27 protein-coding genes and 1 pseudogene are annotated in these 20,316 nt (G+C 36.2%); 16 read left to right on the top strand and 12 right to left on the bottom strand.

Translation table 11 applies throughout. The features are described from left to right. The first annotated feature begins 16 nt into the window (after positions 1-16). Positions 17-295, top strand: coding sequence for an RNA polymerase alpha subunit C-terminal domain-containing protein (locus MHH42_RS05600; protein WP_000224035.1), 279 nt, complete (start codon positions 17-19; stop codon positions 293-295). 88 nt (positions 296-383) lie between these two features. On the opposite strand, the gene gerPF is transcribed toward MHH42_RS05600, so the two are convergent. From gerPF to MHH42_RS05635, 7 genes are all read right to left on the bottom strand, one after another. Next, the gene (gene gerPF / locus MHH42_RS05605; RefSeq protein WP_001141566.1) at positions 384-599 is read right to left on the bottom strand and encodes a spore germination protein GerPF; all 216 of its coding nucleotides are present in this window, start codon (positions 597-599) and stop codon (positions 384-386) included. Between the two features lie 42 nt (positions 600-641). Further along, on the bottom strand, positions 642-1,028 hold the full coding sequence (locus tag MHH42_RS05610; RefSeq protein WP_000902326.1) for a spore germination protein GerPE: 387 nt from the start codon (positions 1,026-1,028) through the stop codon (positions 642-644). Positions 1,029-1,043: 15 nt separating this feature from the next. Continuing rightward, a complete protein-coding gene (gene gerPD / locus MHH42_RS05615) occupies positions 1,044-1,238 on the bottom strand; it encodes a spore germination protein GerPD (RefSeq protein ID WP_001052804.1) in 195 nt (64 codons plus the stop codon). Positions 1,239-1,244: 6 nt separating this feature from the next. Further along, entirely contained in the window at positions 1,245-1,859 is a 615-nt protein-coding gene (gene gerPC, locus MHH42_RS05620) for a spore germination protein GerPC (RefSeq protein ID WP_001070753.1), read from the bottom strand. Between the two features lie 68 nt (positions 1,860-1,927). Next, a complete protein-coding gene (gene gerPB, locus MHH42_RS05625) occupies positions 1,928-2,134 on the bottom strand; it encodes a spore germination protein GerPB (RefSeq protein WP_001012514.1) in 207 nt (68 codons plus the stop codon). A 14-nt stretch (positions 2,135-2,148) separates the two neighbouring features. Continuing rightward, on the bottom strand, positions 2,149-2,370 hold the full coding sequence (gene gerPA, locus MHH42_RS05630; RefSeq protein ID WP_001111187.1) for a spore germination protein GerPA: 222 nt from the start codon (positions 2,368-2,370) through the stop codon (positions 2,149-2,151). Between the two features lie 99 nt (positions 2,371-2,469). Next, positions 2,470-2,646, bottom strand: a complete 177-nt coding sequence (locus tag MHH42_RS05635) for an aspartyl-phosphate phosphatase Spo0E family protein (RefSeq protein ID WP_000462849.1) — start codon at positions 2,644-2,646, stop codon at positions 2,470-2,472. A 246-nt stretch (positions 2,647-2,892) separates the two neighbouring features. On the opposite strand from MHH42_RS05635, the gene MHH42_RS05640 reads away from it, so the two are divergent. Continuing rightward, complete coding sequence (locus MHH42_RS05640) at positions 2,893-3,792, top strand: fumarylacetoacetate hydrolase family protein (RefSeq protein WP_001213082.1); 900 nt, start codon at positions 2,893-2,895, stop codon at positions 3,790-3,792. A gap of 35 nt (positions 3,793-3,827) precedes the next feature. Here MHH42_RS05640 and MHH42_RS05645 read toward each other — a convergent pair whose 3' ends face one another. Then, the gene (locus MHH42_RS05645; RefSeq protein WP_000926856.1) at positions 3,828-4,109 is read right to left on the bottom strand and encodes a hypothetical protein; all 282 of its coding nucleotides are present in this window, start codon (positions 4,107-4,109) and stop codon (positions 3,828-3,830) included. A 110-nt stretch (positions 4,110-4,219) separates the two neighbouring features. Beyond that, positions 4,220-5,410, bottom strand: a complete 1,191-nt coding sequence (gene rocD, locus MHH42_RS05650; RefSeq protein WP_000616647.1) for an ornithine aminotransferase — start codon at positions 5,408-5,410, stop codon at positions 4,220-4,222. 150 nt (positions 5,411-5,560) lie between these two features. Here rocD and MHH42_RS05655 point away from each other — a divergent pair, with 150 nt between their 5' ends. Next, positions 5,561-5,926, top strand: a complete 366-nt coding sequence (locus MHH42_RS05655; protein WP_000233490.1) for a YisL family protein — start codon at positions 5,561-5,563, stop codon at positions 5,924-5,926. 57 nt (positions 5,927-5,983) lie between these two features. Here the strand turns inward: MHH42_RS05655 and MHH42_RS05660 are convergent, their stop codons facing one another. Continuing rightward, positions 5,984-6,538 (bottom strand): DUF2777 domain-containing protein, encoded by a 555-nt coding sequence (locus tag MHH42_RS05660; RefSeq protein ID WP_000616037.1) that lies wholly within the window; start codon positions 6,536-6,538, stop codon positions 5,984-5,986. Between the two features lie 240 nt (positions 6,539-6,778). Here MHH42_RS05660 and asnB point away from each other — a divergent pair, with 240 nt between their 5' ends. From asnB to katB, 3 genes are all read left to right on the top strand, one after another. Then, positions 6,779-8,626 (top strand): asparagine synthase (glutamine-hydrolyzing), encoded by a 1,848-nt coding sequence (gene asnB, locus MHH42_RS05665; protein WP_097854896.1) that lies wholly within the window; start codon positions 6,779-6,781, stop codon positions 8,624-8,626. Positions 8,627-8,816: 190 nt separating this feature from the next. Then, positions 8,817-9,776 carry a ferrochelatase gene (gene hemH, locus MHH42_RS05670; RefSeq protein ID WP_097854897.1) on the top strand — a complete coding sequence of 320 codons (960 nt, stop codon included), beginning with the start codon at positions 8,817-8,819 and terminating at the stop codon, positions 9,774-9,776. A gap of 58 nt (positions 9,777-9,834) precedes the next feature. Next, positions 9,835-11,301 (top strand): catalase KatB, encoded by a 1,467-nt coding sequence (gene katB / locus MHH42_RS05675; protein ID WP_340892987.1) that lies wholly within the window; start codon positions 9,835-9,837, stop codon positions 11,299-11,301. A gap of 292 nt (positions 11,302-11,593) precedes the next feature. On the opposite strand, the gene MHH42_RS05680 is transcribed toward katB, so the two are convergent. Beyond that, positions 11,594-12,826, bottom strand: coding sequence for an ammonium transporter (locus tag MHH42_RS05680; protein WP_070172857.1), 1,233 nt, complete (start codon positions 12,824-12,826; stop codon positions 11,594-11,596). Positions 12,827-13,044: 218 nt separating this feature from the next. Between MHH42_RS05680 and MHH42_RS05685 the strand changes: the two genes are divergently transcribed. After that, the gene (locus MHH42_RS05685) at positions 13,045-14,340 is read left to right on the top strand and encodes an alpha-amylase family glycosyl hydrolase (RefSeq protein WP_240515268.1); all 1,296 of its coding nucleotides are present in this window, start codon (positions 13,045-13,047) and stop codon (positions 14,338-14,340) included. A gap of 10 nt (positions 14,341-14,350) precedes the next feature. Next, positions 14,351-14,578, top strand: a complete 228-nt coding sequence (locus tag MHH42_RS05690) for a hypothetical protein (RefSeq protein ID WP_001169968.1) — start codon at positions 14,351-14,353, stop codon at positions 14,576-14,578. A gap of 39 nt (positions 14,579-14,617) precedes the next feature. Here the strand turns inward: MHH42_RS05690 and MHH42_RS05695 are convergent, their stop codons facing one another. Next, positions 14,618-15,109: a YajQ family cyclic di-GMP-binding protein gene (locus MHH42_RS05695; RefSeq protein WP_340892988.1), complete on the bottom strand. Its 492-nt coding sequence runs from the start codon at positions 15,107-15,109 to the stop codon at positions 14,618-14,620. Positions 15,110-15,339: 230 nt separating this feature from the next. On the opposite strand from MHH42_RS05695, the gene MHH42_RS05700 reads away from it, so the two are divergent. The 8 genes and pseudogenes from MHH42_RS05700 to MHH42_RS05735 all read left to right on the top strand — a co-directional run bounded on the left by MHH42_RS05700 (position 15,340) and on the right by MHH42_RS05735 (position 20,288). After that, on the top strand, positions 15,340-16,194 hold the full coding sequence (locus MHH42_RS05700; RefSeq protein WP_070172859.1) for a CvfB family protein: 855 nt from the start codon (positions 15,340-15,342) through the stop codon (positions 16,192-16,194). 252 nt (positions 16,195-16,446) lie between these two features. Beyond that, positions 16,447-17,885 (top strand): annotated as a pseudogene (locus tag MHH42_RS05705) (RHS repeat domain-containing protein); the annotation flags it as partial. Positions 17,886-17,901: 16 nt separating this feature from the next. After that, positions 17,902-18,264, top strand: coding sequence for a hypothetical protein (locus tag MHH42_RS05710; RefSeq protein ID WP_070172860.1), 363 nt, complete (start codon positions 17,902-17,904; stop codon positions 18,262-18,264). A gap of 102 nt (positions 18,265-18,366) precedes the next feature. After that, positions 18,367-18,621: an RHS repeat-associated core domain-containing protein gene (locus tag MHH42_RS05715; RefSeq protein WP_240518130.1), complete on the top strand. Its 255-nt coding sequence runs from the start codon at positions 18,367-18,369 to the stop codon at positions 18,619-18,621. Further along, on the top strand, positions 18,569-18,937 hold the full coding sequence (locus MHH42_RS05720) for a hypothetical protein (RefSeq protein ID WP_240518129.1): 369 nt from the start codon (positions 18,569-18,571) through the stop codon (positions 18,935-18,937). The genes MHH42_RS05715 and MHH42_RS05720 overlap by 53 nt, the downstream gene beginning before the upstream one ends. An 85-nt stretch (positions 18,938-19,022) precedes the next feature. After that, complete coding sequence (locus tag MHH42_RS05725) at positions 19,023-19,301, top strand: hypothetical protein (protein WP_070172861.1); 279 nt, start codon at positions 19,023-19,025, stop codon at positions 19,299-19,301. A gap of 15 nt (positions 19,302-19,316) precedes the next feature. Beyond that, positions 19,317-19,679 carry a hypothetical protein gene (locus tag MHH42_RS05730; protein ID WP_371399199.1) on the top strand — a complete coding sequence of 121 codons (363 nt, stop codon included), beginning with the start codon at positions 19,317-19,319 and terminating at the stop codon, positions 19,677-19,679. 54 nt (positions 19,680-19,733) lie between these two features. Next, positions 19,734-20,288: a hypothetical protein gene (locus MHH42_RS05735; RefSeq protein WP_340892992.1), complete on the top strand. Its 555-nt coding sequence runs from the start codon at positions 19,734-19,736 to the stop codon at positions 20,286-20,288. Positions 20,289-20,316: the final 28 nt, after the last annotated feature.

Genomic DNA, 20,316 nt, shown 5'->3' on the forward strand with positions numbered 1-20,316 from the left:
AAAGGGGCTATAAAAAATGGCAACGTTAAGAACTTGTGAACAGGGACACGAGTACTATAAAAGTAGCGATTGTCCAACTTGCCCAACCTGTGAGAAAGAGAGAAAGCCAAAAGAAGGTTTTCTCTCTCTTCTTTCAGCACCAGCAAGAAGGGCATTAGAGCACCATGGTATTCACACTGTAGAAGAGCTCTCAAAATATAGTGAAAAAGAAATTTTAAAACTGCATGGTATGGGCCCCGCATCTTTACCAAAGCTTAGAAAGGCTTTGGAGGAGGGCGGATTATCATTTAAATAAATGGTGATGTGATGAATAATTTTCAAAGAAAAGATCCGTTACTATTTCATATAAAAAAGAGGTGTCACCTATAGGAGACACCTCTTTTTTACGCTGTTCCAATCTGATCTTGATCTGCCACATCAGAATCAAACGTATTTGTTGCACTAACACCGTTAAACGTATTCACGACAAACCCAACATTGGAAGCTCCAGATCCGTTATAGGCTTTCGTGTTTTCTTTCGGAGACACGTTATAAAAATCTCCTAAATTGAAAGAACCGTTACTGTTTTGAACGACGAGATTTCCAACAACAGAAGGCATACCATCCACCTACTTTACTAAGCTTTTTAATTACTATATGAATTATTGAGCGGAAGGTTCATCCGTAATATATTGGCGGATTTGCATAATACGAGAGTTATTAAAAACATAATCAACATTTCCAATTTGAAAGCAACCAGAATTTAAAAGTGTTCGCAATTCAACGTTATTTACTTCAATAAAAGGGCATTCATTTATAATATTTAATTTGACATCTGTCGTTCGCTTTGGGATTGTAATGTGTTCATCTGTAAAGATTTCAAATGCATCTAAGCGCCCTTCACCTTTTATATAACAAGGGATTTCCCTGTGGACGGCAAGAGCTCTACTTTTTAATTCCATTTGATTTGCATCTCCAACTTGAAATACAGCAGTAATCCCTAAAGAAATAATAGAAACATTTTGGACAATAGACACATGATGTAACATAATTTCTCAGTCTCCTTAACCTGGAGTAGGAGGGACATCTGTTACTAATGGTACAAATGGACCCTCTGTAACAGTTTCAAACGGTGTATCAAGAATAGAAGATAAAATGAGGAAATTTGCATCCCCAATTAAAAAGAGAGCGGACGAAGATACACCGTTCATTTTAATCTGTCCGACTTTTAACTCGCGATTTACAACGTTAAGATTCATACATACTTACTCCTTTCGGAAATTTCCCGGTATGTGCTGAATAAAGGATAGAAAGGCTTTGTCGATATCTTGTTTCATTGCTTGAATAATGAGGTCTCGTAAATAATCTGGATCTGTTGAAATACCTTCATATGATTGAGCTTGTGATAAATAATAAGGAAGTCTATGCTCCATCTGTTTTTTTATGTCATCAACCATCATTTGTCGATACATTTCATCAAGCGGTGTTCTCTCTTCTTGTTCAAAATGGAGAATTCGATTATATGCTTCTTCATCTAAGTAGCGATGCATTTCTTGAAGGATACCTTGATAAAAGTCAGGGTTGGTGTCAGTTTCAGGATTGACCTTCAATGTTTCTGTATCAACTTGAAAATCTTCAATTTGTTGTCCTTTTGTTGAAAATGGATTTAAACCAATATTTAAAGTACCATTTAAATTTTCTACTTTTAATTGATCGAATTTGTATTCCACTTTTCCTATAGAAGAGGAGGGGCGACTTTTTAATTCATTAAGCTCTTCTTGTAATTGGCGGACTTGATCTTCTAGGCTAAGGATGGTTGCTTGTTGTATTTGGAGAGCTTGCTGAAGTTGGTGTAAGTAAGTATATATATCTTGATTCATTTTGTGAAACCTCCTTTTCAATAGGGAGGGTAAATATATTCCTACTATATATTTATGACAAGGATGCCTTAAGAAGAACTGTTTGATGGTTTGATAGAAATAATTTGTCCTTTCGCCTGTAATGGGCGAAGAGGCTCTGTAAATCCACCCGTATTTGAAAATTTAGATAGAGCTTTAATACTTCCGGCCGTACCAATTTGGAATACAGAAGAAGTCGTAATGCTATCGATTCTAATACTGTTAATGATAATACTTTGGTTCACGTAAAAATTCAATGCAATTGCCTCCTTTAAGTTGAACCAATTATCGCTTGATCGATTACATCTGAATCATTGACAGTCGTTGCGCTTTGATAATTGTAGACAGAAACATTATCTCCAACGTTAAAAGAGCCGGCCCCAGCGAAAGCACGTGAATAACTAATAGGCCTAATCGCAAATACATCTCCAATGTGAAAAATACCACTTGACCCAATATTGACGATACGAATATGTCCGACCATAGCTGGCATATAAAACACCTTTCGTTTTTAAAATTTTCTTTTCTACTATTGTATGGGCGTTTTCAATAAAATGTGTGTTTTTTTGAAATAAAAGAAACACACACGTTATTACGTGTGTGTTTCGAATGTTTGATTAGGTTGAAAATCCGTATGTACATGCCAAATTACATTTAAGAGCCTGTCCAGTTCTTGGCTACAATCCACTGTTTTTTGAGAAGTCATTCCGTAGCGTTCAGCAAAATAGATCATTTTTTCACGTTTTTTTTCAATAGCTTGCTCAAACATTGAAATCGGCTCCATCTCTAAATGAAATTTTTAGTATATATGTAGTACATATTATACAAAAATCCCATAAAAAAGAAACAACTTCGCTAAAAAAAGTAAAATTTCTACATTTTATGTCAAATAACGAATGGTAACGAATAAGGTGCGAGAAGAATATTGTAAAAATTAGCGTGCATGAGAAGGTTTTTTTCTTATAGATGCGAATACAATTAAATGGTATGAGTTTTAGGATGGAGAGTGGAAATATTGCGTTTTGTAACGGCGAAGAAAGAGGAAAAGGTATTTGTAGGTATTGTAGACGAAGAGGAAGAAAAAGTACTGCACTTAAGAGAAGCGCAAAGACAAAAAGGGGAAAAGGTTACGATTCCGATTACAATGTTAGAGTGTATTGAAAGAGGGACTGAATGTCTTGAGAAAATATGTGAAATTGTAAATTGGGCAAAGGAAAATGAAGGGGTAGCGTATTATCCGTTAACAGAGGTGAAAATATTAGCACCAATTCCAAGGCCAAGAAAGAATATACTTTGTGTTGGGAAAAACTATCGTGAACATGCAATCGAGATGGGCGGAGTAGAGTCTATTCCGGAAAATATAATGATTTTTACGAAAGCACCAACAACAGTTATTGGAATTGATGAGAAAATCAATGGGCATTCCCACGCAACGAATGAACTAGATTATGAAGGGGAACTAGCTATTGTTATTGGTAAGCGAGGGAAGCAAATAAAAAAAGAAAAAGCGCTTGACCATGTTTTCGGATATACAGTTATAAATGATGTAACCGCTCGTGACATTCAAAGGAAACATAAACAGTTTTTCCTTGGGAAAAGCTTCGATACGTTTTGTCCGATGGGACCGTATTTAATGCATAAATCAATGGTTGAAACGCCGAACGCATTACACATCGAAACAGTAGTAAATGGAGAAGTAAGACAAACTTCAAACACAAATAAAATGATTTTTTCAATTGAAGAAATTATTTCAACGATAAGTAAAGGGATGACATTAGAACCAGGCGATATTATCGCAACAGGAACGCCGTCTGGTGTCGGAAAGGGCTTTACACCACCGAAGTTTTTACACGCTGGTGATGAAGTGGTCATTACAGTAGAGGGAATTGGTACTTTGCGAAATGTAGTGAAATGAAGAAAAAAGCTATCTTGTATAAAGATAGCTTTTTTCTATGGTCTCGGGTTATAGAGGTAATCGATAACGGCAAAAGTGTAAAGACCAATTAATGCAAGTGTACAAATGCCAAATAATATAACCGCAAGTGCGCTTTTTTCTCGTCCAAATCCAATAATAGTAAGAATAACAGCAGTCCAAAATGATGCTTTCAGTAGTGTGAGTGTAGTAGGAGTTGAGTAATGAAGCCATGTTGTGGAAAGGATGAAACCAAAGAATGTAACTAAAATAAAAGCTGTAGCTAAATAGTTAATATGTTTACCATATCTTAATAGCATGTCGCACCTCCTTCTATGAATGAAAAAACAGAAAATTACAATTAAACTTTAATATAAATCACTATAAAAGGAAAGAGGTTGTCCTAACGTGTAGGACAACCTCTCTATCATTACGATAATACAGCTTTAATTTTTTGGAATGCCCACTCTAAATCTTCTTCAGAGATTACTAGAGGTGGTGCGATACGAATTACATTTTCGTGTGTTTCTTTACATAATAGACCAGCTGCTTTTAGTTGTTCACAGTAAGGACGAGCTGGCTCGTTTAATTCGATACCGATGAATAAACCTTTACCGCGAACGTCAGTAATCATTGGGTTGTCAATTTCTTTTAATTGCCCAACTAATTTTTCTCCTAATTGAAGAGAACGCTCTGTTAATTTTTCTTCTTCTAACACTTCAAGAGCTGCGATAGAAACAGCACATGCAAGTGGGTTACCACCGAATGTAGAACCGTGAGAACCTGGCTCGAATACACCTAAAATGTCGCGGTTTGCTGCAACGCAAGAGATTGGGAATACGCCGCCACCAAGTGCTTTACCAAGTATGTACATGTCAGGAGTTACATCGTCCCAGTCGCAAGCAAATACTTTACCAGTACGGCCTAAGCCTGTTTGGATTTCATCTGCTACAAATAAAACGTTTTCTTTTTTACATACTTCAAGAGCTTCTTTTAAGAAACCAGCTGGTGGAATGTTAATTCCTGCTTCACCTTGAATTGGCTCTAAAATGAATGCTGCTGTATTTGGTGTAATTGCAGCTTTTAACGCTTCTAAATCACCGTAAGGAATTACAATAATGCCAGGAAGCATTGGACCGAAGCCACGCTTGTACTCTTCGTTTGATGACATAGAAACAGCACCCATCGTACGTCCGTGGAAGTTATCTTCACAAACGATGATTTCAGCGCGGTTTGCTTCTACTTTTTTCACATCATAAGCCCAGCGGCGAGCTGTTTTAATTGCAGTTTCAACAGCTTCTGCACCTGTATTCATTGGAAGTACCATTTCTTTATTAGTTAGTTTCGCAACTTTTTCGTACCAAGGGCCTAATTGATCACTATGGAAAGCACGAGAAGTTAACGTAACACGATTAGCTTGGTCAATTAAAGCGTTAATAATTTTTGGGTGACGATGACCTTGGTTAACTGCAGAATATGCACTTAATAAGTCCATATAGCGATTTCCTTCAGGATCTTCTACCCAAACGCCTTCTGCCTTAGAAATAACGATTGGAAGTGGGTGATAGTTATTTGCTCCGTATGTGTCTGTAAGTTCGATAATATCCTTAGTTTGAATCATGATTGTTCCCCCTTTTGTTATTACAAGAAGTTTGTAAATACTCTAAATATTATATCATTTAAATGTAAAAAAGCGAAACATTTCCTGAAAATAAATGAACATGTTATCATATAGAGTGAAAAAGTGTGAAAAGAGGAGGTAGGGGATACGATGGTACATATGCATATTACAGCATGGGCGTTAGGTTTAATTTTATTCTTCGTTGCGTATTCACTTTATTCAGCAGGAAGAAAAGGGAAAGGTGTACATATGGGGCTTCGTCTTATGTACATTATCATTATTGTGACAGGTTTCATGTTGTACATGGGTATTATGAAGACTGCAACAAGTAACATGCACATGTGGTACGGTTTAAAAATGATAGCTGGTATTTTAGTTATCGGTGGAATGGAAATGGTTCTTGTGAAAATGAGCAAGAATAAGGCAACAGGGGCAGTTTGGGGATTATTTATTGTCGCACTAGTAGCGGTATTTTACCTTGGACTGAAATTACCGATTGGTTGGCAAGTATTCTAATAAAAAATAAAACCACCGTATCTCTCAAATGTTTGGGGGATACGGTGGTTTTTATTTTTATGTCGCATCGATATGCAACTCTTCTCCATTTACTTTCGTAAAACGGAAAATATTTTTATTTGAAGAAGAGTGACGAACGAAATGGTGCTGCAGTGTACAGATCATCTCTTCATTATCAAATAAAAGAATATTTACTCCCTCGCATGCTTCCTCTTTCGGTAAGAAGGATAAATAATTATGGCAATACATGCAATCATATAGAGAGTAATGAAGTGATTGCAATGATTCTGTTAATAACGCAAAAACAGAATCGGGTAATTCCTCAAGCCATTCATGATAGCTAAGGAGTAATTTTTTACGAATGCGTATCATTTCCCCGTTTTGGAGGGGATGTTGTTCATTTGCGATTTGCAATATGTTTTGTTCATAAAAACGAGCTGGTAGCCAGTTGTTGTTATATAAAACCTCAAAGCCATCTTCGGCAATATCTTCTAATAAAAATGCTTCGTCATTTTCATCATCAAAGAATACCCATTCATTGTTTATATATTCTACATTACCGACTGAATGAGCACGAGGCTGGTTATATAAAATATGTTTACGTTGTATCATACACGATTTCTCCTTTATGAAAAGTAGTTATTCTTGTTATAGACAGTTCGCGCGTTCTTTATAACTAGACACATCCGGACATAGGTGGGCATACAATAAAACACGTTTTACTGAGTGAAATTACTATTCCGTATACGGATGGTAGGTTATCGTCAAGTTTGTCATTTTTTTGTATCCGCACTTTTAGAGTGGGGATTACTGCACGTTCAGGAAAAGTAATAAGATGGAAGGATGATTTATATGTGCGGGATTACAGGATGGGTGGATTATAAACGCTCATTAGAAGGAGAAAGGGCCGTCGTTATGAAGATGGCTGAGACGTTAGCGAAGCGTGGCCCAGATGATAATAAAGTTTGGATTAAGGGTAATGTCGCGTTTGGGCATAAACGGTTAATCGTTGTTGACCCTGAGGGTGGTAAACAGCCGATGACTTGTTTAAAGGATGAAGTGAATTATGCAATTTGCTATAACGGCGAACTTTATAACACGGAAGACATTCGAAAGGAACTTTTAAGAAGAGGATATACGTTCAAAGGTCATTCTGATACGGAAGTATTATTAGCATCGTATATTGAATGGAAAGAAGAATGTGTCGATCATTTAAACGGTATATATGCGTTTGCTGTATGGGACGAACGGAAAGAACAAGTATTTATTGCAAGAGATCGATTAGGTGTAAAACCGCTATTTTATAAATATGATAGTGGACGATTACTATTTGGCTCAGAGTTAAAAGCGATACTAGCGCATCCTGATGTGAAGGCTGAAGTAACGTTAGAAGGGTTATCAGAAATATTCGGCCTCGGACCATCTAGAACGCCTGGTCACGGTATTTATGCTGGTATAAAAGAATTACGACCGGGCCACGCAATGACATTTTCAAAAAATGGTTTATGTATATGGAGATATTGGAATGTAGAAAGCAAAAAACATGAAGATTCCTTTGAAGAAACAGTAGAGAAAACACGCTTTTTATTACAAGATGCTATTACAAGGCAACTCGTTTCTGATGTACCGTTATGCACTTTTTTATCAGGTGGTGTAGATTCAAGTGCTATAACAGCAATTGCCGCAAAAGAATATGAAAGATCAGGGAAAGGGCCATTACACACGTATTCTATTGACTATGAAGATAATGAAAAATATTTTAAAGCAAATGCATTCCAACCCAATTCAGATGCGCCGTTTATTAATTTAATGACTGAAACGTTTCAAACGACTCACCATCGTTGCGTCATTTCAAATGAACTGCTAGCAGAGTGTTTAACAGAAGCGGTGCTCGTTCGTGATTTGCCTGGTATGGCAGATATCGATTCCTCATTATTATGGTTTTGCCGCGAAATTAAACAAGACTTTGTCGTCGGTTTATCTGGAGAATGTGCAGATGAAATCTTCGGTGGGTATCCATGGTTTTATAGAGAAGATGATTTACAATCAAGTGCATTCCCATGGATGCGCTCTACAGAAGCACGTGAACAACTTCTGAAGAAAGAATGGAGAAGTAAATTAAATTTACAACAATATGTACAAAGGCGCTATGAAGAATCCATTCAAGAAGTTCCTATTTTAGAGGGAGAAAGCCCACTAGAAGCGAAGAGACGACAATTATTTTATTTAAACATGGTATGGTTTATGACAACATTATTAGACAGAAAAGACCGCATGAGTATGGGAGCGAGCTTAGAAGTGCGCGTTCCATTTGCGGACCACCGACTTGTCGAATATGCGTGGAATATTCCTTGGGAAATGAAAATGTATGAAAACCGCGAAAAAGGTCTATTGCGTAAAACTTTAGAAGGGATACTTCCACATGACATTTTATATAGAAAGAAGAGTCCTTATCCGAAAACGCATAACCCGCATTATACAAAAGCGGTAACAGTATGGCTACAAGATTTATTAACGGATAAAGGCTCAATTTTGCATGAATTGTTTGACAAAGAGCAATTGAATGGATTAATCCACTCAGGCGGAAGTGCATTCCAAACACCTTGGTTCGGTCAATTAATGACTGGGCCGCAACTTCTAGCTCATTTAGCACAAATTCACGTTTGGTTTAAAGAGTATGGGGTAAATATTAAAGAATAGCAGAAAAGCGGCTTACATGTACGTGAGCCGCTTTTTTTATTAAATAAATTGTCATATAAAATTTAAAATCACCTTATAAATAATATTTATTTAGAATTATTATTTTGACGTACTTATTATTGCTTGTTATAATTGGAAACAAACGTTCTTGAAAAAGATTCTCATTTTCAAAAATTGAGGTGTGAAATAGATGGCAAAGAAAAAAATAGGTTTACTCGTAATGGCGTATGGAACGCCGGAGTCATTGGATGATGTAGAAGCGTATTATACACATATCCGTCATGGGCGTAAGCCAACAGAAGAAGCGCTCCAAGATTTAATCGGGCGTTATAAAGCAATTGGTGGAATATCACCGCTTGCGAAAATTACGAAAGAGCAAGCGCATAAATTAACGGATTCAATGAATAATATATTTACAGAGTATGAATTTACTTGTTACTTAGGATTAAAACATATTGCACCATTTATAGAAGACGCAGTAGAAGAGATGAAGAAAGATGGGATTGAGCATGCGATTAGTATCGTATTAGCACCGCATTACTCTACATTCAGCATTAAAGCATATAATGAACGCGCGATTCGTCTTTCAGAAGACATTGGTGGCCCTGTTATTGAACCAATTGAACAATGGTACGATGAACCGAAGTTTATTTCCTATTGGGCAGATCAAATAAAAGAAACGTTTACAAAAGTTAAAGATAAAGAAAAAGCAGTCGTAATTTTTTCGGCGCATAGTTTACCAGAAAAAATTATTGCAGCAGGTGATCCATATGTAGAGCAATTACGGCAAACAGCAGATTTAATTGCTACAGAAGCACGCATAAAGCACTATACAATTGGTTGGCAAAGTGCAGGAAATACTCCAGATCCATGGATTGGACCGGATGTGCAAGATTTAACGAGAGATTTGTTTGAAGAGTATGGATATGAATCTTTCATATATTGCCCAGTTGGATTTGTGGCAGAGCATTTGGAAGTTTTATATGACAACGACTATGAATGTAAGGTTGTAACGGATAAATTAAAAGTCCAATATTTTAGACCGAATATGCCGAATGCACAACCTGTATTTATTGATTGTTTAGCTGAAATTGTTTCCAAAAAAATGAAGGAAATGGTTGACAAAGATTTAGTTTTGAATAATAATTAATTTATAATAATTTTAAATAAATAATAATTACTATGAAAGAAAGAGGAGGATCCCCCAGATGAATCCAAATAATCGCTTAACAACAAACCAAGGTGCTCCAGTTGGAGATAACCAAAACTCTCGTACAGCTGGTCGCCGTGGGCCGGTATTGTTAGAAGACTATCATTTAGTAGAAAAACTTGCACATTTTGATCGTGAACGTATTCCAGAGCGTGTTGTGCATGCGCGTGGTGCAGGTGCTCACGGTGTATTCGTAACGAAAAACAGCATGAAGCAATATACGAAAGCCGCATTTTTACAAAATGAAGGAACTGAAACGCCTGTATTTGTTCGTTTCTCAACGGTTATTCATGGTCAAGGTTCTCCGGAAACAGCTCGTGATCCACGTGGGTTCGCTGTTAAATTTTATACAGAAGAAGGAAATTACGATATCGTAGGTAACCACTTACCAGTCTTCTTCATTCGTGATGCAATTAAATTCCCTGATATGGTGCATTCTTTAAAACCAGCACCTGATACAAACATTCAAACGCCAGATCGTTACTGGGATTTCATGACGTTAAGTCCGGAATCTACACATATGATGACGTGGGTATTTTCTGATTACGGTACACCAGCGAGTTATCGTGAAATGGAAGGTTTCGGTGTCCATTCATTTAAATGGATTAATGCAGAAGGTAAAATCGTCTATATTAAATATCACTGGAAACCACAGCAAGGTGTACGTAACTTAAATGCAAAAGAAGTGCAAGAAGTGCAAGGGAAAGACTTCAACCATGCAACTCGTGACTTGTTCGATGCAATCGAAAAAGGAAATTATCCGAAGTGGGATTTACACGTACAAGTGATGCAACTAGATGAAACGGATTCTTTAGACTTTGATCCACTAGATCCAACGAAAGTATGGCCCGAAGATCGTTTCCCATTAATGGAAGTAGGAACAATGACGTTAAATCGTAATCCGAAAAACTTCTTCGCGGAAGTAGAACAAGTGGCGTTCTCTCCGAGTGCAACTGTAAATGGTATTGAACCATCTGAAGATAAATTATTACAAGGACGTTTATTCTCTTACCCAGATACACAGCGTTATCGCCTTGGTGCAAACTACTTACAAATTCCTGTAAACTGCCCATATGCAGCTGTTCATAACCAACAACGTGATGGTGCAATGCAAGTAAATCAAAACCCATCTACGGTAAACTACGAACCGAGCCGTCATACGGAAAATCCGGTTGAAGATCCAACTTACCGCGATTCAACTATGAAAGTAGAAGGCTACGTATCTCGTGAAAAAATTGAGAAACCAAATGACTTCAAACAAGCAGGTAAGCGTTACCGTTCATTTTCTAAAGAAGAGCAAGATAACTTAATTGCAAACTTAACAAACGACTTAAAAGACGTAAATGAGCGCACGAAATTATTAGCTGTTTGTAACTTCTTCCGTGCAGATCAAGAGTACGGTATGCGTTTAGCTCAAGCGTTAAATGTTGATATTACGCAATATGTAGGGAATGCTCCGAAATAAATAGAAAAAGACGACCGGTTTTCGGTCGTCTTTTTATGTGTAAAATAAGCTTTACACGGGGTATTTTTCGTTTTCATCATGTCGGAATTTGTTGGTAAATCGATATTTTGTGTCGAAACGTCAATATAATGAAAGAATCGCTGATATATTTAAAAAATCGCTGATATATTTAAAAAATCGTCGATATATTCGAATAATCGCTGATATATTCATGAATATACCAACTAGGGTATACCACCGACAGTATAATAAAAAGAGATGCAATCTACTAGTAGTAGATTGCATCTCTTTTTTAATTCACTCGCTCAGTATACTCATAAGCCTTCTCACCGTGCATCGAAATATCAAGTCCCATATGTTCTTCGTGCTCATCTACCCGAACAGGGAGGAAGTAGTTGATCGCTTTAATAATGGCGTATGTCATTATAATTGTGAATGCATATGTTGCTCCGATTGCGACAAGTTGTTTAAATAGTAAAGCTGCGTTTCCGTAAAACAGACCGTTAGCGCCATCACCGTTTACAGTAGTAGTTGCGAAAAGTCCAGTTGCAATACCGCCCCAAGTTCCTCCGATGCCGTGACATCCGAATGCATCAAGTGTATCGTCGTACCCAAATTTCGTTTTCAAGAAGAAGACAGCACCGAAACATAATACGCCCCCGATTGCTCCGATAAGAAGGGCGGAGAAAGGTGTAACAAATCCGCAAGCTGGCGTAATTGCGACTAAACCGGAAACAACCCCGCAAGCAGCTCCCATCGCAGTCGGTTTCGATTGGAAGAACCATTCAGATAGCATCCAAGTTAGAGCAGAGGCAGCGGCGGCTATATTTGTATTAATAAATGCAGTTAAAGCGACGTCGTTTAATGATAATGCACTCCCGACGTTAAAACCGAACCACCCGAACCATAGTAAACCTGCACCTAACATCGTAAATGGTAAATGGTGAGGAGAGGCACCGTTTATGTTTTTTCGTTTTCCGAGGAAGATCGCTAATACAAGACCGGCAACACCAGAAGTGATATGAACGACATTACCACCAGCGAAGTCTAACGCGCCAAGTTCTCTTAGCCATCCGCCAACGCCCCATACCCAATGAGCGACGGGATTGTAAACGAGTGTTGTCCATAGAAGAATAAAAATAAGAAAGGCAGAAAAACGCATTCTTTCAGCGAATGCACCTGAAATTAAAGCTGGAGTTAAAATAGCGAACATGAGTTGGAACATCATAAATAAATTGTGAGGAATAGTAGATGAGTAGTCTGGATTTGGTACGTAGGTAACTCCGTTTAAGCCGAACCAATCGAGATTGCCTATAAGTCCGTGCCAATCTGGTCCGAAAGATAAAGAATAACCGATTACAATCCACTGAATTGAGACGATAGCCATTGCGCTGTAGCTGTGCATCGTTGTGCTCAATACATTTTTACTACGAACCATGCCTCCGTAAAAAAGTGCTAATCCTGGTGTCATTAACATGACCATTACTGTCGTTACAAACATAAAAACTGTATCTCCCGTATTCATTCAATCCCCTCCTGTAATGTTAGAAAATATTACATTGTTTGTTATGTTTCATATCATATTCGAAATTGAGGTGAAAATCAACTGAATTTTTAGAAAATTTCATTAATCATGTAAGAAAATCTAACATTATGTATTTTTGAAGGAATGAAATCAGCGTATGCGATTTGCTTGGATAATTGGTATAATATTCTTACAATTAAAAAACTTGGGGGATGCGTGTGGAAAAAATATGGACTAGGAACCTATTCATTTGTTTTTGTTTAGCTGTCGTTTTGTTTGTACCAATACATACTTTTGCAGATGAAAAAAGAGAGTGGCGAGATGAAGTCATATATTCGATTATGATTGATCGCTTCAATAATGGAGAACCGAAAAATGACAAGCAGTTAGACATTGGTAATTTAGAAGGTTATCAGGGCGGAGATATAAGAGGGATTATAAAAAGGCTGGATTATATAAAAGAAATGGGTTTTACGACTGTTATGCTTTCGCCGCTTTTTGAAAGTGGACAGTATGATGGATTAGACGTGCGAAATTTTCAAAAAGTAAATGAACATTTCGGAACAGAAAATGATGTGAAAGAGCTTGTAAAAGAAGCTCACGAAAAAGGAATGAAAGTTGTATTTCAATTTCCATTTGGAGAAAACGAACAACAAGTAATCGACTCGATGAAATGGTGGGTAAAAGAAGTCGATTTAGATGGAAGTTATGTAATACATAGTGAAAAAAAGCCGCGTTCTTTCTGGGGTGACGTTCAAAAGGATATGCAAGTGATAAAGAAAGATTTTCGTATTATGACAAAAGAAGATAGTGAATACAATGAAAAAATAGTAGAATCGTTTTCCGAAGCGGATGTATCGGTGAAATCGTTATATGATGTGAGTAAAAAAGAAGAGGAGTTTGTTACGTTTTTAGATAATCAAGAAACAAAAAGGTTTGCACGTATCGCAAAAGAAAATATGTATTATCCGCCATCACGTTTGAAACTAGCTCTTACCTATTTATTAACATCACCAGGGATTCCGAATTTTTATTACGGAACTGAAATCGCATTAGATGGAGGAAGCGTACCGGATAATCGCCGATTAATGGATTTTAAATCAGATGAAAAGTTTATGCAGCACATAACAAAGCTTGGCGAACTTAGACAAATGAGACCATCTTTACGACGTGGTACGTTTGAACTTTTATATGATAAAGATGGAATGAGTATATTAAAACGAAAGTACAAAGATGAAGTAACATTAGTAGCAATTAATAATACGAAAGAAACACAAAAAGTTGCCTTACCTGCAAGTGCAATTGGTGAAAAACAACAGTTAAGAGGATTGTTAGAAGACGAAATTATAAGAGAAGAAAACGGGAAGTTCTATCTCGTTTTAAAGCGCGAAGAATCGAATGTGTATACTGTTAGTAAAGAAACAGGTGTGAATTGGTTATTTATTTCCTTAATCGTCGGTGTGAACGTATTATTTATTGCGTTTTTAATTGCGGTTAAAAGGAAACACAGATGAGGTGAGATATTTGCAGAAAAAGAAGTTGCTCGCTCTATGTTCATGTCTTCTTATCGTATTTGTAAGTTTGTATTTTGGGGACATCGGTGACGATAGGGAATTTGTTCGGTGGGGTGATAGTATTCATTCTGTTGACACAGCAGCTCTTAAGAAAAATAATATTCAATACAAAATCGAAAATGATAAAGTATATATTCCGAAAAAATCATTTGATAAAGCGATATGGTGCTGCTCTTAATAAATACAAAAACTCCTCTAATTAAGAGGAGTTTTCTTTTTAGCGATAGTTAATGAATTGTACGTCAATCGGTAAGTCAGCACTGCGAACGGCTGCGATTACTGCTTGTAAGTCATCACGGCTTTTCGCTGTAACACGTACTTGATCATCTTGTACTTGTGTTTTCACTTTTAATTTCATTTCTTTAATGATGTTGTTAATTTTTCTCGCGTTATCTTTATCGATACCTTGTTGTAACGTTGCGCGTTGGCGAACAGTGTTACCAGTCGCAGCTTCCACTTTTCCATAGTCCAAGTTTTTAATTGGAACGTTACGTTTTACAAGTTTAGAAATTAAAACGTCTTTTACTTGGTCTAATTTGAACTCGTCGTCAGAAGTTAAAACAAGTACTTCTTTTTCTAGTTTAATATCACTTTTACTTCCTTTAAAGTCATATCGGTTTTGGATTTCCTTTAATGCGATGTTAATTGCGTTTGTTACTTCAGGTAATTCTACTTTCGAAACGATGTCAAAAGAACTATCTTTTGCCATAGTTAGCACCTCCAAATAAATTTCTAATCTTTTTATGTACTGTACATACTAAAGTATAGCTGAAAACGAGCTTAGACTTAAGTGTTTTCATACTGATATTCATGTAACCTCACTTTATTATAGTGAATTTTGGGCAGTTGGACAAATAAAGGAAAAATCGTGTTATAATTAACTTTTGTTTGGAATGATAAAAAAGATAACTTTATATATATAGAAGGGAATTAAAAAATATGTATTTGCAATTAGGATCGATTGAACAGGTAACTGTTTTACGCGAAACGGAAATCGGATATATGGTTGGGAATGAAGAGGAAGAAATTTTCCTACATAAAAACGAAGTAGCTGGAGAAATTGAAGAAGGCGATACAATTGATGTATTCTTATACCTTGATCACCAAAATCGTATTTCAGCAACAATGAAGGAGCCAATTATTACAACACATGATTGGAATTGGGTAAAGGTTGTAGAAGTTATTCCTAGTTTAGGTGTGTTTGTTGATATTGGTGTATCAAAAGATATACTAATTCCACTTGATGAGTTCCCGATTTATATGCCAGTTTGGCCAGAAGTAGGCGACGAATTATATTGTACGTTAAAATTAACGAATCGTGATCGTTTAATCGCTCTTCCAGCAAGAGACAGTGATATGCAAGAAATTATCGTAGATGCGACGCCATCTATGCGTAATAAAAACGTCAATGGACGTGTGTATCGTTCACTTCAAGTTGGTTCATTCATACTAACTGATGAGCATTTCCGTGCTTTCTTACACCATACAGAAAGAAAAGAACAAGTCCGCATCGGTGAGCGTGTAACAGGTCGTATTATTGACGTGAAAGATGACGGTACAATCAACATTTCACTTCTTCCTCGTAAAGAAGAAGGAATGGAAGATGATGCTGCAGTAATTTATGAATATATGGAAGAAAGAGGCGGAGCAATGCCGTTTGGGGATAAGAGCCACCCAGAAGACATTAAAGAACGTTTCAATATGAGTAAAGCTGCGTTTAAGCGTGCGCTTGGTAAAATGATGAAAGAAGAAAAGATTTACCAAGAAGAAGGTTGGACTTACTTTAAGAAATAAAGTGAATGAAAAAGAACTATTTTTTCTCTAAATTTTTAAGAGAAAAAATAGTTCTTTTTTTATTATAAAGTAGATAAAAAGTAAATAAGGTGTAATAAAACGTTTAATCTACAAATATTTTACTGTATTTATAAGAAAAAAAGAATATAAAATGATAAATTGTCAGAAAATATACATTTTTAGAAAAAAAGACACAATATTGTTGTTTTTATATTGAAGACCATCAGAAAATTCTTTAAATTGTTAATTGTAAGAATGAAAACAGATGAGAATGGCCACGTACGTACGTATATCGCACCGAATGATGCTGGTGCAACGTATAATTATGATCAAACAGGGAAACTATCGGATTTAGCTATTGCAACACCAAAGCAAATGCTACTATTAGAGAAATATGAGTATGACAAAACAGGAAACCGTACGAAGATTAAACATGAAAGTCCTGATGGGAAAATAACGGAAACAAATTATGTATATGATCCAATTAATCAATTATTAAAAGAATCTACACCAAATGGAACAGTTAGAGACTACACGTATGATGGATTTGGCAATCGTACGAGTGTGAAAGTAACAGAAAATGGAAAAGAAACAAAATCAGTAATCGCAACATTTAACGAAGGAAATCAACTTCTAAAATTCGGAAACGAATCGTTAACGTATGACGCAAATGGTAACCGTACATCTGATGGGAAATACACATACACATGGAACGAAGCAGACCAACTTGTTGCTGTAACGAAAAAAGGGGAAGGCAAACCGTTCGCAACATATAAATACGACAACGAAAACCGTCGTATTGAAAAGAACGTAAACGGACAAGTAACCCGTTACTTCTACGATGGTGACAGCATTAACCCGCTATACGAAACAGACGGGAACGGAAAAGTCCTCCGTCAATACGTTTACAACAAAGACGGCGTCCGCCTAGCAATGAAAATCCAAGATCAATCGGTATACTACCACTACAACCCGCGCGGTGACGTAATAGCAATGACCGACAAAGATGGACAAATAGTCGCAAGCTATGAATACGATGCATGGGTAACGTCTTAAAGAGTGAAGCAAAAGGAATCGCAGCAGACAACCCATTTGGATATGCAGGATACATGTATGATAAAGAGATTGGTATGTATTACTTAATCGCTCGTTACTACAATCCAGATCATGGTGTGCTCTTATCGGTGGATCCGGATCCGGGTGATGAGGATGATCCGGTTACAATGAATGGATATACGTATGCAGACAATAATCCGGTAATGATGGTCGATCCTGATGGACATGTTGCTTGGTGGGTTGGTAGTGCTGCTATAGGTGCTGGTTGGGAAGTTGGAATGTACCTATATAAAAATAGAAATAAGGGATACACATGGAAAGGAAGACTTAAAGCAGCGGGATATGGAGCGGTTAAAGGGGTGATTTCTGGTGGAGCAGGAAGGATTTTGGGCTTTATGAGTCCTCTTAAAGGTTTGGGAAGAGCAGTTTTTCAAAAAAGAAGTCTCACACCTGCAATGAAACAAGGTGTAAGCAATGCAAAACGATTCATGCAGAATCCTAGAAAACATATCCAAAGGAATCCAGGGGTTCGGCTAGATGGAATGAAAAGAGCGAAAAAACAAAGGGAAAAAGCATTTAAAAATTCAACGAAAGCGAAACTTATGAGGATTTCGAATGCAGTAGGAAGACGTTAATAAAGAGGGGTTAAATGTGCTTATAGAAATTTTAGAATTTGCTGCTATCTTGGTTTTAGAATGTGTTTTAATATTGATTGTTTTATTTCAAGAAAGTAATGTAATTAGTATTAAAGAAAGTATTACTAATAGTAGGATCTTGTTTATTATTCAAGTCACACGTATTTTAATAGGAATATGGATAGTATTTGTTACGGAAACTACTATAATTGCTGTCTCAAAAGTGACTGCAATTCAATTAATTATTTTACTTCTTATTTGGGCATGCTCGAAGTATGTACAAAAAAGTGCTGAAAAATGGATAATTACTATAGTTGCTTTTGTTATTTATGGTGTTGGTACTTACATGTATATTCAATTTGCTTTTAGAGGCTATTAATATACCACCAGAAAAGTTAGTGGTCAGAAAGATTCATTTGTTAAAGGTGTGTATGAAGGAAGAGCGAATATAGGCTCTTTTTTCTTTATATATGTTACGACGATGACAAACTACAATAAGGAAGTTGTCGCAACGTATGAATATGCTGCATGGGGTAACGTCTTAAAGAGCGAAGCAAAAGGAATCGCGGCGGACAATCCATTCGGATATGCAGGATACATGTATGATAAAGAGATTGGTATGTATTATCTGATCGCTCGTTACTACAACCCAGACCATGGAGTGTTCTTATCGGTGGATCCAGATGGGCATTGGGTATATCCGTCCTTGGGGAACGACACAATTGTGGGTTTATGATAAGAGAACGGCTTATGCCAATGATAGGGGAGTAAGAGCGGGAATAAAAAGTTGGGTTGAGAGCTATGGTTTCAATTTTTCTGGAGCTGGTAACATAGCGGGGAAGGTTATGCCTTTTGGAATAGCTGGATATGCAGGTTGGTCTGGATCTATAAAACAATCCAAACAAAAAGCAGGTAGCGTAAAAGTTGGCAATCGAGTCGGAAAACATGTAGTTGTGAATAATGCGAAAAAAACAGCGACTAAAGCACTAATTATGAGGGGAAGTAAGGCTTTGGGGGATGTGGATTTCTTCCAGATGCAGGAGTATTTTTAGATGGATATTATAAAGGGTATAAAACAGCATATAAAAATTATAATCCTAAAAGAAACTCTAAGAAAAGTAAGAGATAGGAGGGTATATGTCTAGTAGTGAAATTATTTATGGTGTTTTTGCTTTTGGCTGGATTATATATGCTGTAATTATTACTTGGAGGGCAAAAGAATATAAGAGATTGAGTGTAGTGTTAATATTATTAGTTTATATGATTTTAATAGCTTTTACTTCTTATTTTGATTTTTTTAGTTGGAAGGTTAAATGTTTAGTTGTATTTTCTTTATGTGTGCTTTTTATCGTAGCTGGCTTTTTTGAAAAAGAAAAGTTAATGCGTATTTCTAATGCGATAGGAAAGCGTAAATAAATTTAAAGAAGGAGAATGGAAGGATTGGTAGTGGTTTTAGAATTTATTGTAATTCTTGTTTTAAATATTTTAATAGCGTCTGTTATTCTTTTACAAGATTACTATGTGGGGAGTATAAAACTATTTTATTATCAAAAAATCGCTGCTGCGGTTATAGTTATACGTTCATTTTTGAGTATATGGATTACCTATTCTATGATAGCTACACTAGTGGGGACATTAAAAATCTTAGTAGTTCAATCAATTATATTGCTTTGCCTTTGGGGGCTTATGCAGTATGTAAAGAAGTACGAAGGAAAGTGGTATATTACAATGATTGCACTTATGATGTATGGTCTTAGCTGTTATGTTCATATTATGTATACCATGACAGTGTAGAAGAGGTTTATAAACGATAGTGAATTACAATCTTAAGAGAAAAGAAGGAGTATTATGGATTTTATATTCGAAGAAATGCAACATATTGGAGATGAAAATATATATCGTGTCAGCGATGTAACTAATGTATATGAAACAGATTTATTTGATGATGATGCTCGTAATATTGAGAATTTAAATATACTTTTTCATGAAAGAACGAATCAGTTTATCGTACAGGTAGATAAAAGTGAGAAACAAAGTTTAAAAGGAGAAATAGATTCTAAAAACATTTCCTATACAATTTTTGATTTGGGACGAAATAATATATACTTTGTTTTCGATTCTATACGAAAGGAAGAAGTGTCATATATAATCAATTTATTTTACAGTGTCAGCATAGGAAACACTATGGCAATGATCTGTTTTGGAAACTGCGTTAACATTAAATTTGAAAAAATAACTCAAAGTAAATTTATAGAGTGTTTAATGGGGGATTGTTTTGTTCCGCAAATCAAATTAGTGCCGTCATCGGGGTGTGCATTCATTAGATATGATGGTGCGCTGTTAATAATTGCTGGTAATAATTTGAATATCTTTAAAGAATTTGTAGGTTATAAAAATAAATGACTGAATTACGTCCCTAATATGTAGAAAC

This window comes from Bacillus sp. FSL L8-0099 (assembly GCF_038006385.1).
GTDB lineage: Bacteria > Bacillota > Bacilli > Bacillales > Bacillaceae_G > Bacillus_A > Bacillus_A toyonensis.

Excerpts from the sequence above, each read along its gene's own strand:
- MHH42_RS05600 (WP_000224035.1), top strand. The coding sequence starts at position 17 with ATGGCAACGTTAAGAACTTGTGAACAGGGACACGAGTACTATAAAAGT.
- gerPF (WP_001141566.1), bottom strand. The coding sequence starts at position 599 with ATGCCTTCTGTTGTTGGAAATCTCGTCGTTCAAAACAGTAACGGTTCT.
- MHH42_RS05610 (WP_000902326.1), bottom strand. The coding sequence starts at position 1,028 with ATGTTACATCATGTGTCTATTGTCCAAAATGTTTCTATTATTTCTTTA.
- gerPD (WP_001052804.1), bottom strand. The coding sequence starts at position 1,238 with ATGAATCTTAACGTTGTAAATCGCGAGTTAAAAGTCGGACAGATTAAA.
- gerPC (WP_001070753.1), bottom strand. The coding sequence starts at position 1,859 with ATGAATCAAGATATATATACTTACTTACACCAACTTCAGCAAGCTCTC.
- gerPA (WP_001111187.1), bottom strand. The coding sequence starts at position 2,370 with ATGCCAGCTATGGTCGGACATATTCGTATCGTCAATATTGGGTCAAGT.
- MHH42_RS05635 (WP_000462849.1), bottom strand. The coding sequence starts at position 2,646 with ATGTTTGAGCAAGCTATTGAAAAAAAACGTGAAAAAATGATCTATTTT.
- MHH42_RS05645 (WP_000926856.1), bottom strand. The coding sequence starts at position 4,109 with ATGCTATTAAGATATGGTAAACATATTAACTATTTAGCTACAGCTTTT.
- rocD (WP_000616647.1), bottom strand. The coding sequence starts at position 5,410 with ATGATTCAAACTAAGGATATTATCGAACTTACAGACACATACGGAGCA.
- MHH42_RS05655 (WP_000233490.1), top strand. The coding sequence starts at position 5,561 with ATGGTACATATGCATATTACAGCATGGGCGTTAGGTTTAATTTTATTC.
- MHH42_RS05660 (WP_000616037.1), bottom strand. The coding sequence starts at position 6,538 with ATGATACAACGTAAACATATTTTATATAACCAGCCTCGTGCTCATTCA.
- asnB (WP_097854896.1), top strand. The coding sequence starts at position 6,779 with ATGTGCGGGATTACAGGATGGGTGGATTATAAACGCTCATTAGAAGGA.
- hemH (WP_097854897.1), top strand. The coding sequence starts at position 8,817 with ATGGCAAAGAAAAAAATAGGTTTACTCGTAATGGCGTATGGAACGCCG.
- katB (WP_340892987.1), top strand. The coding sequence starts at position 9,835 with ATGAATCCAAATAATCGCTTAACAACAAACCAAGGTGCTCCAGTTGGA.
- MHH42_RS05680 (WP_070172857.1), bottom strand. The coding sequence starts at position 12,826 with ATGAATACGGGAGATACAGTTTTTATGTTTGTAACGACAGTAATGGTC.
- MHH42_RS05695 (WP_340892988.1), bottom strand. The coding sequence starts at position 15,109 with ATGGCAAAAGATAGTTCTTTTGACATCGTTTCGAAAGTAGAATTACCT.
- MHH42_RS05700 (WP_070172859.1), top strand. The coding sequence starts at position 15,340 with ATGTATTTGCAATTAGGATCGATTGAACAGGTAACTGTTTTACGCGAA.
- MHH42_RS05715 (WP_240518130.1), top strand. The coding sequence starts at position 18,367 with ATGACAAACTACAATAAGGAAGTTGTCGCAACGTATGAATATGCTGCA.
- MHH42_RS05720 (WP_240518129.1), top strand. The coding sequence starts at position 18,569 with ATGGGCATTGGGTATATCCGTCCTTGGGGAACGACACAATTGTGGGTT.
- MHH42_RS05725 (WP_070172861.1), top strand. The coding sequence starts at position 19,023 with ATGTCTAGTAGTGAAATTATTTATGGTGTTTTTGCTTTTGGCTGGATT.
- MHH42_RS05730 (WP_371399199.1), top strand. The coding sequence starts at position 19,317 with ATGGAAGGATTGGTAGTGGTTTTAGAATTTATTGTAATTCTTGTTTTA.
- MHH42_RS05735 (WP_340892992.1), top strand. The coding sequence starts at position 19,734 with ATGGATTTTATATTCGAAGAAATGCAACATATTGGAGATGAAAATATA.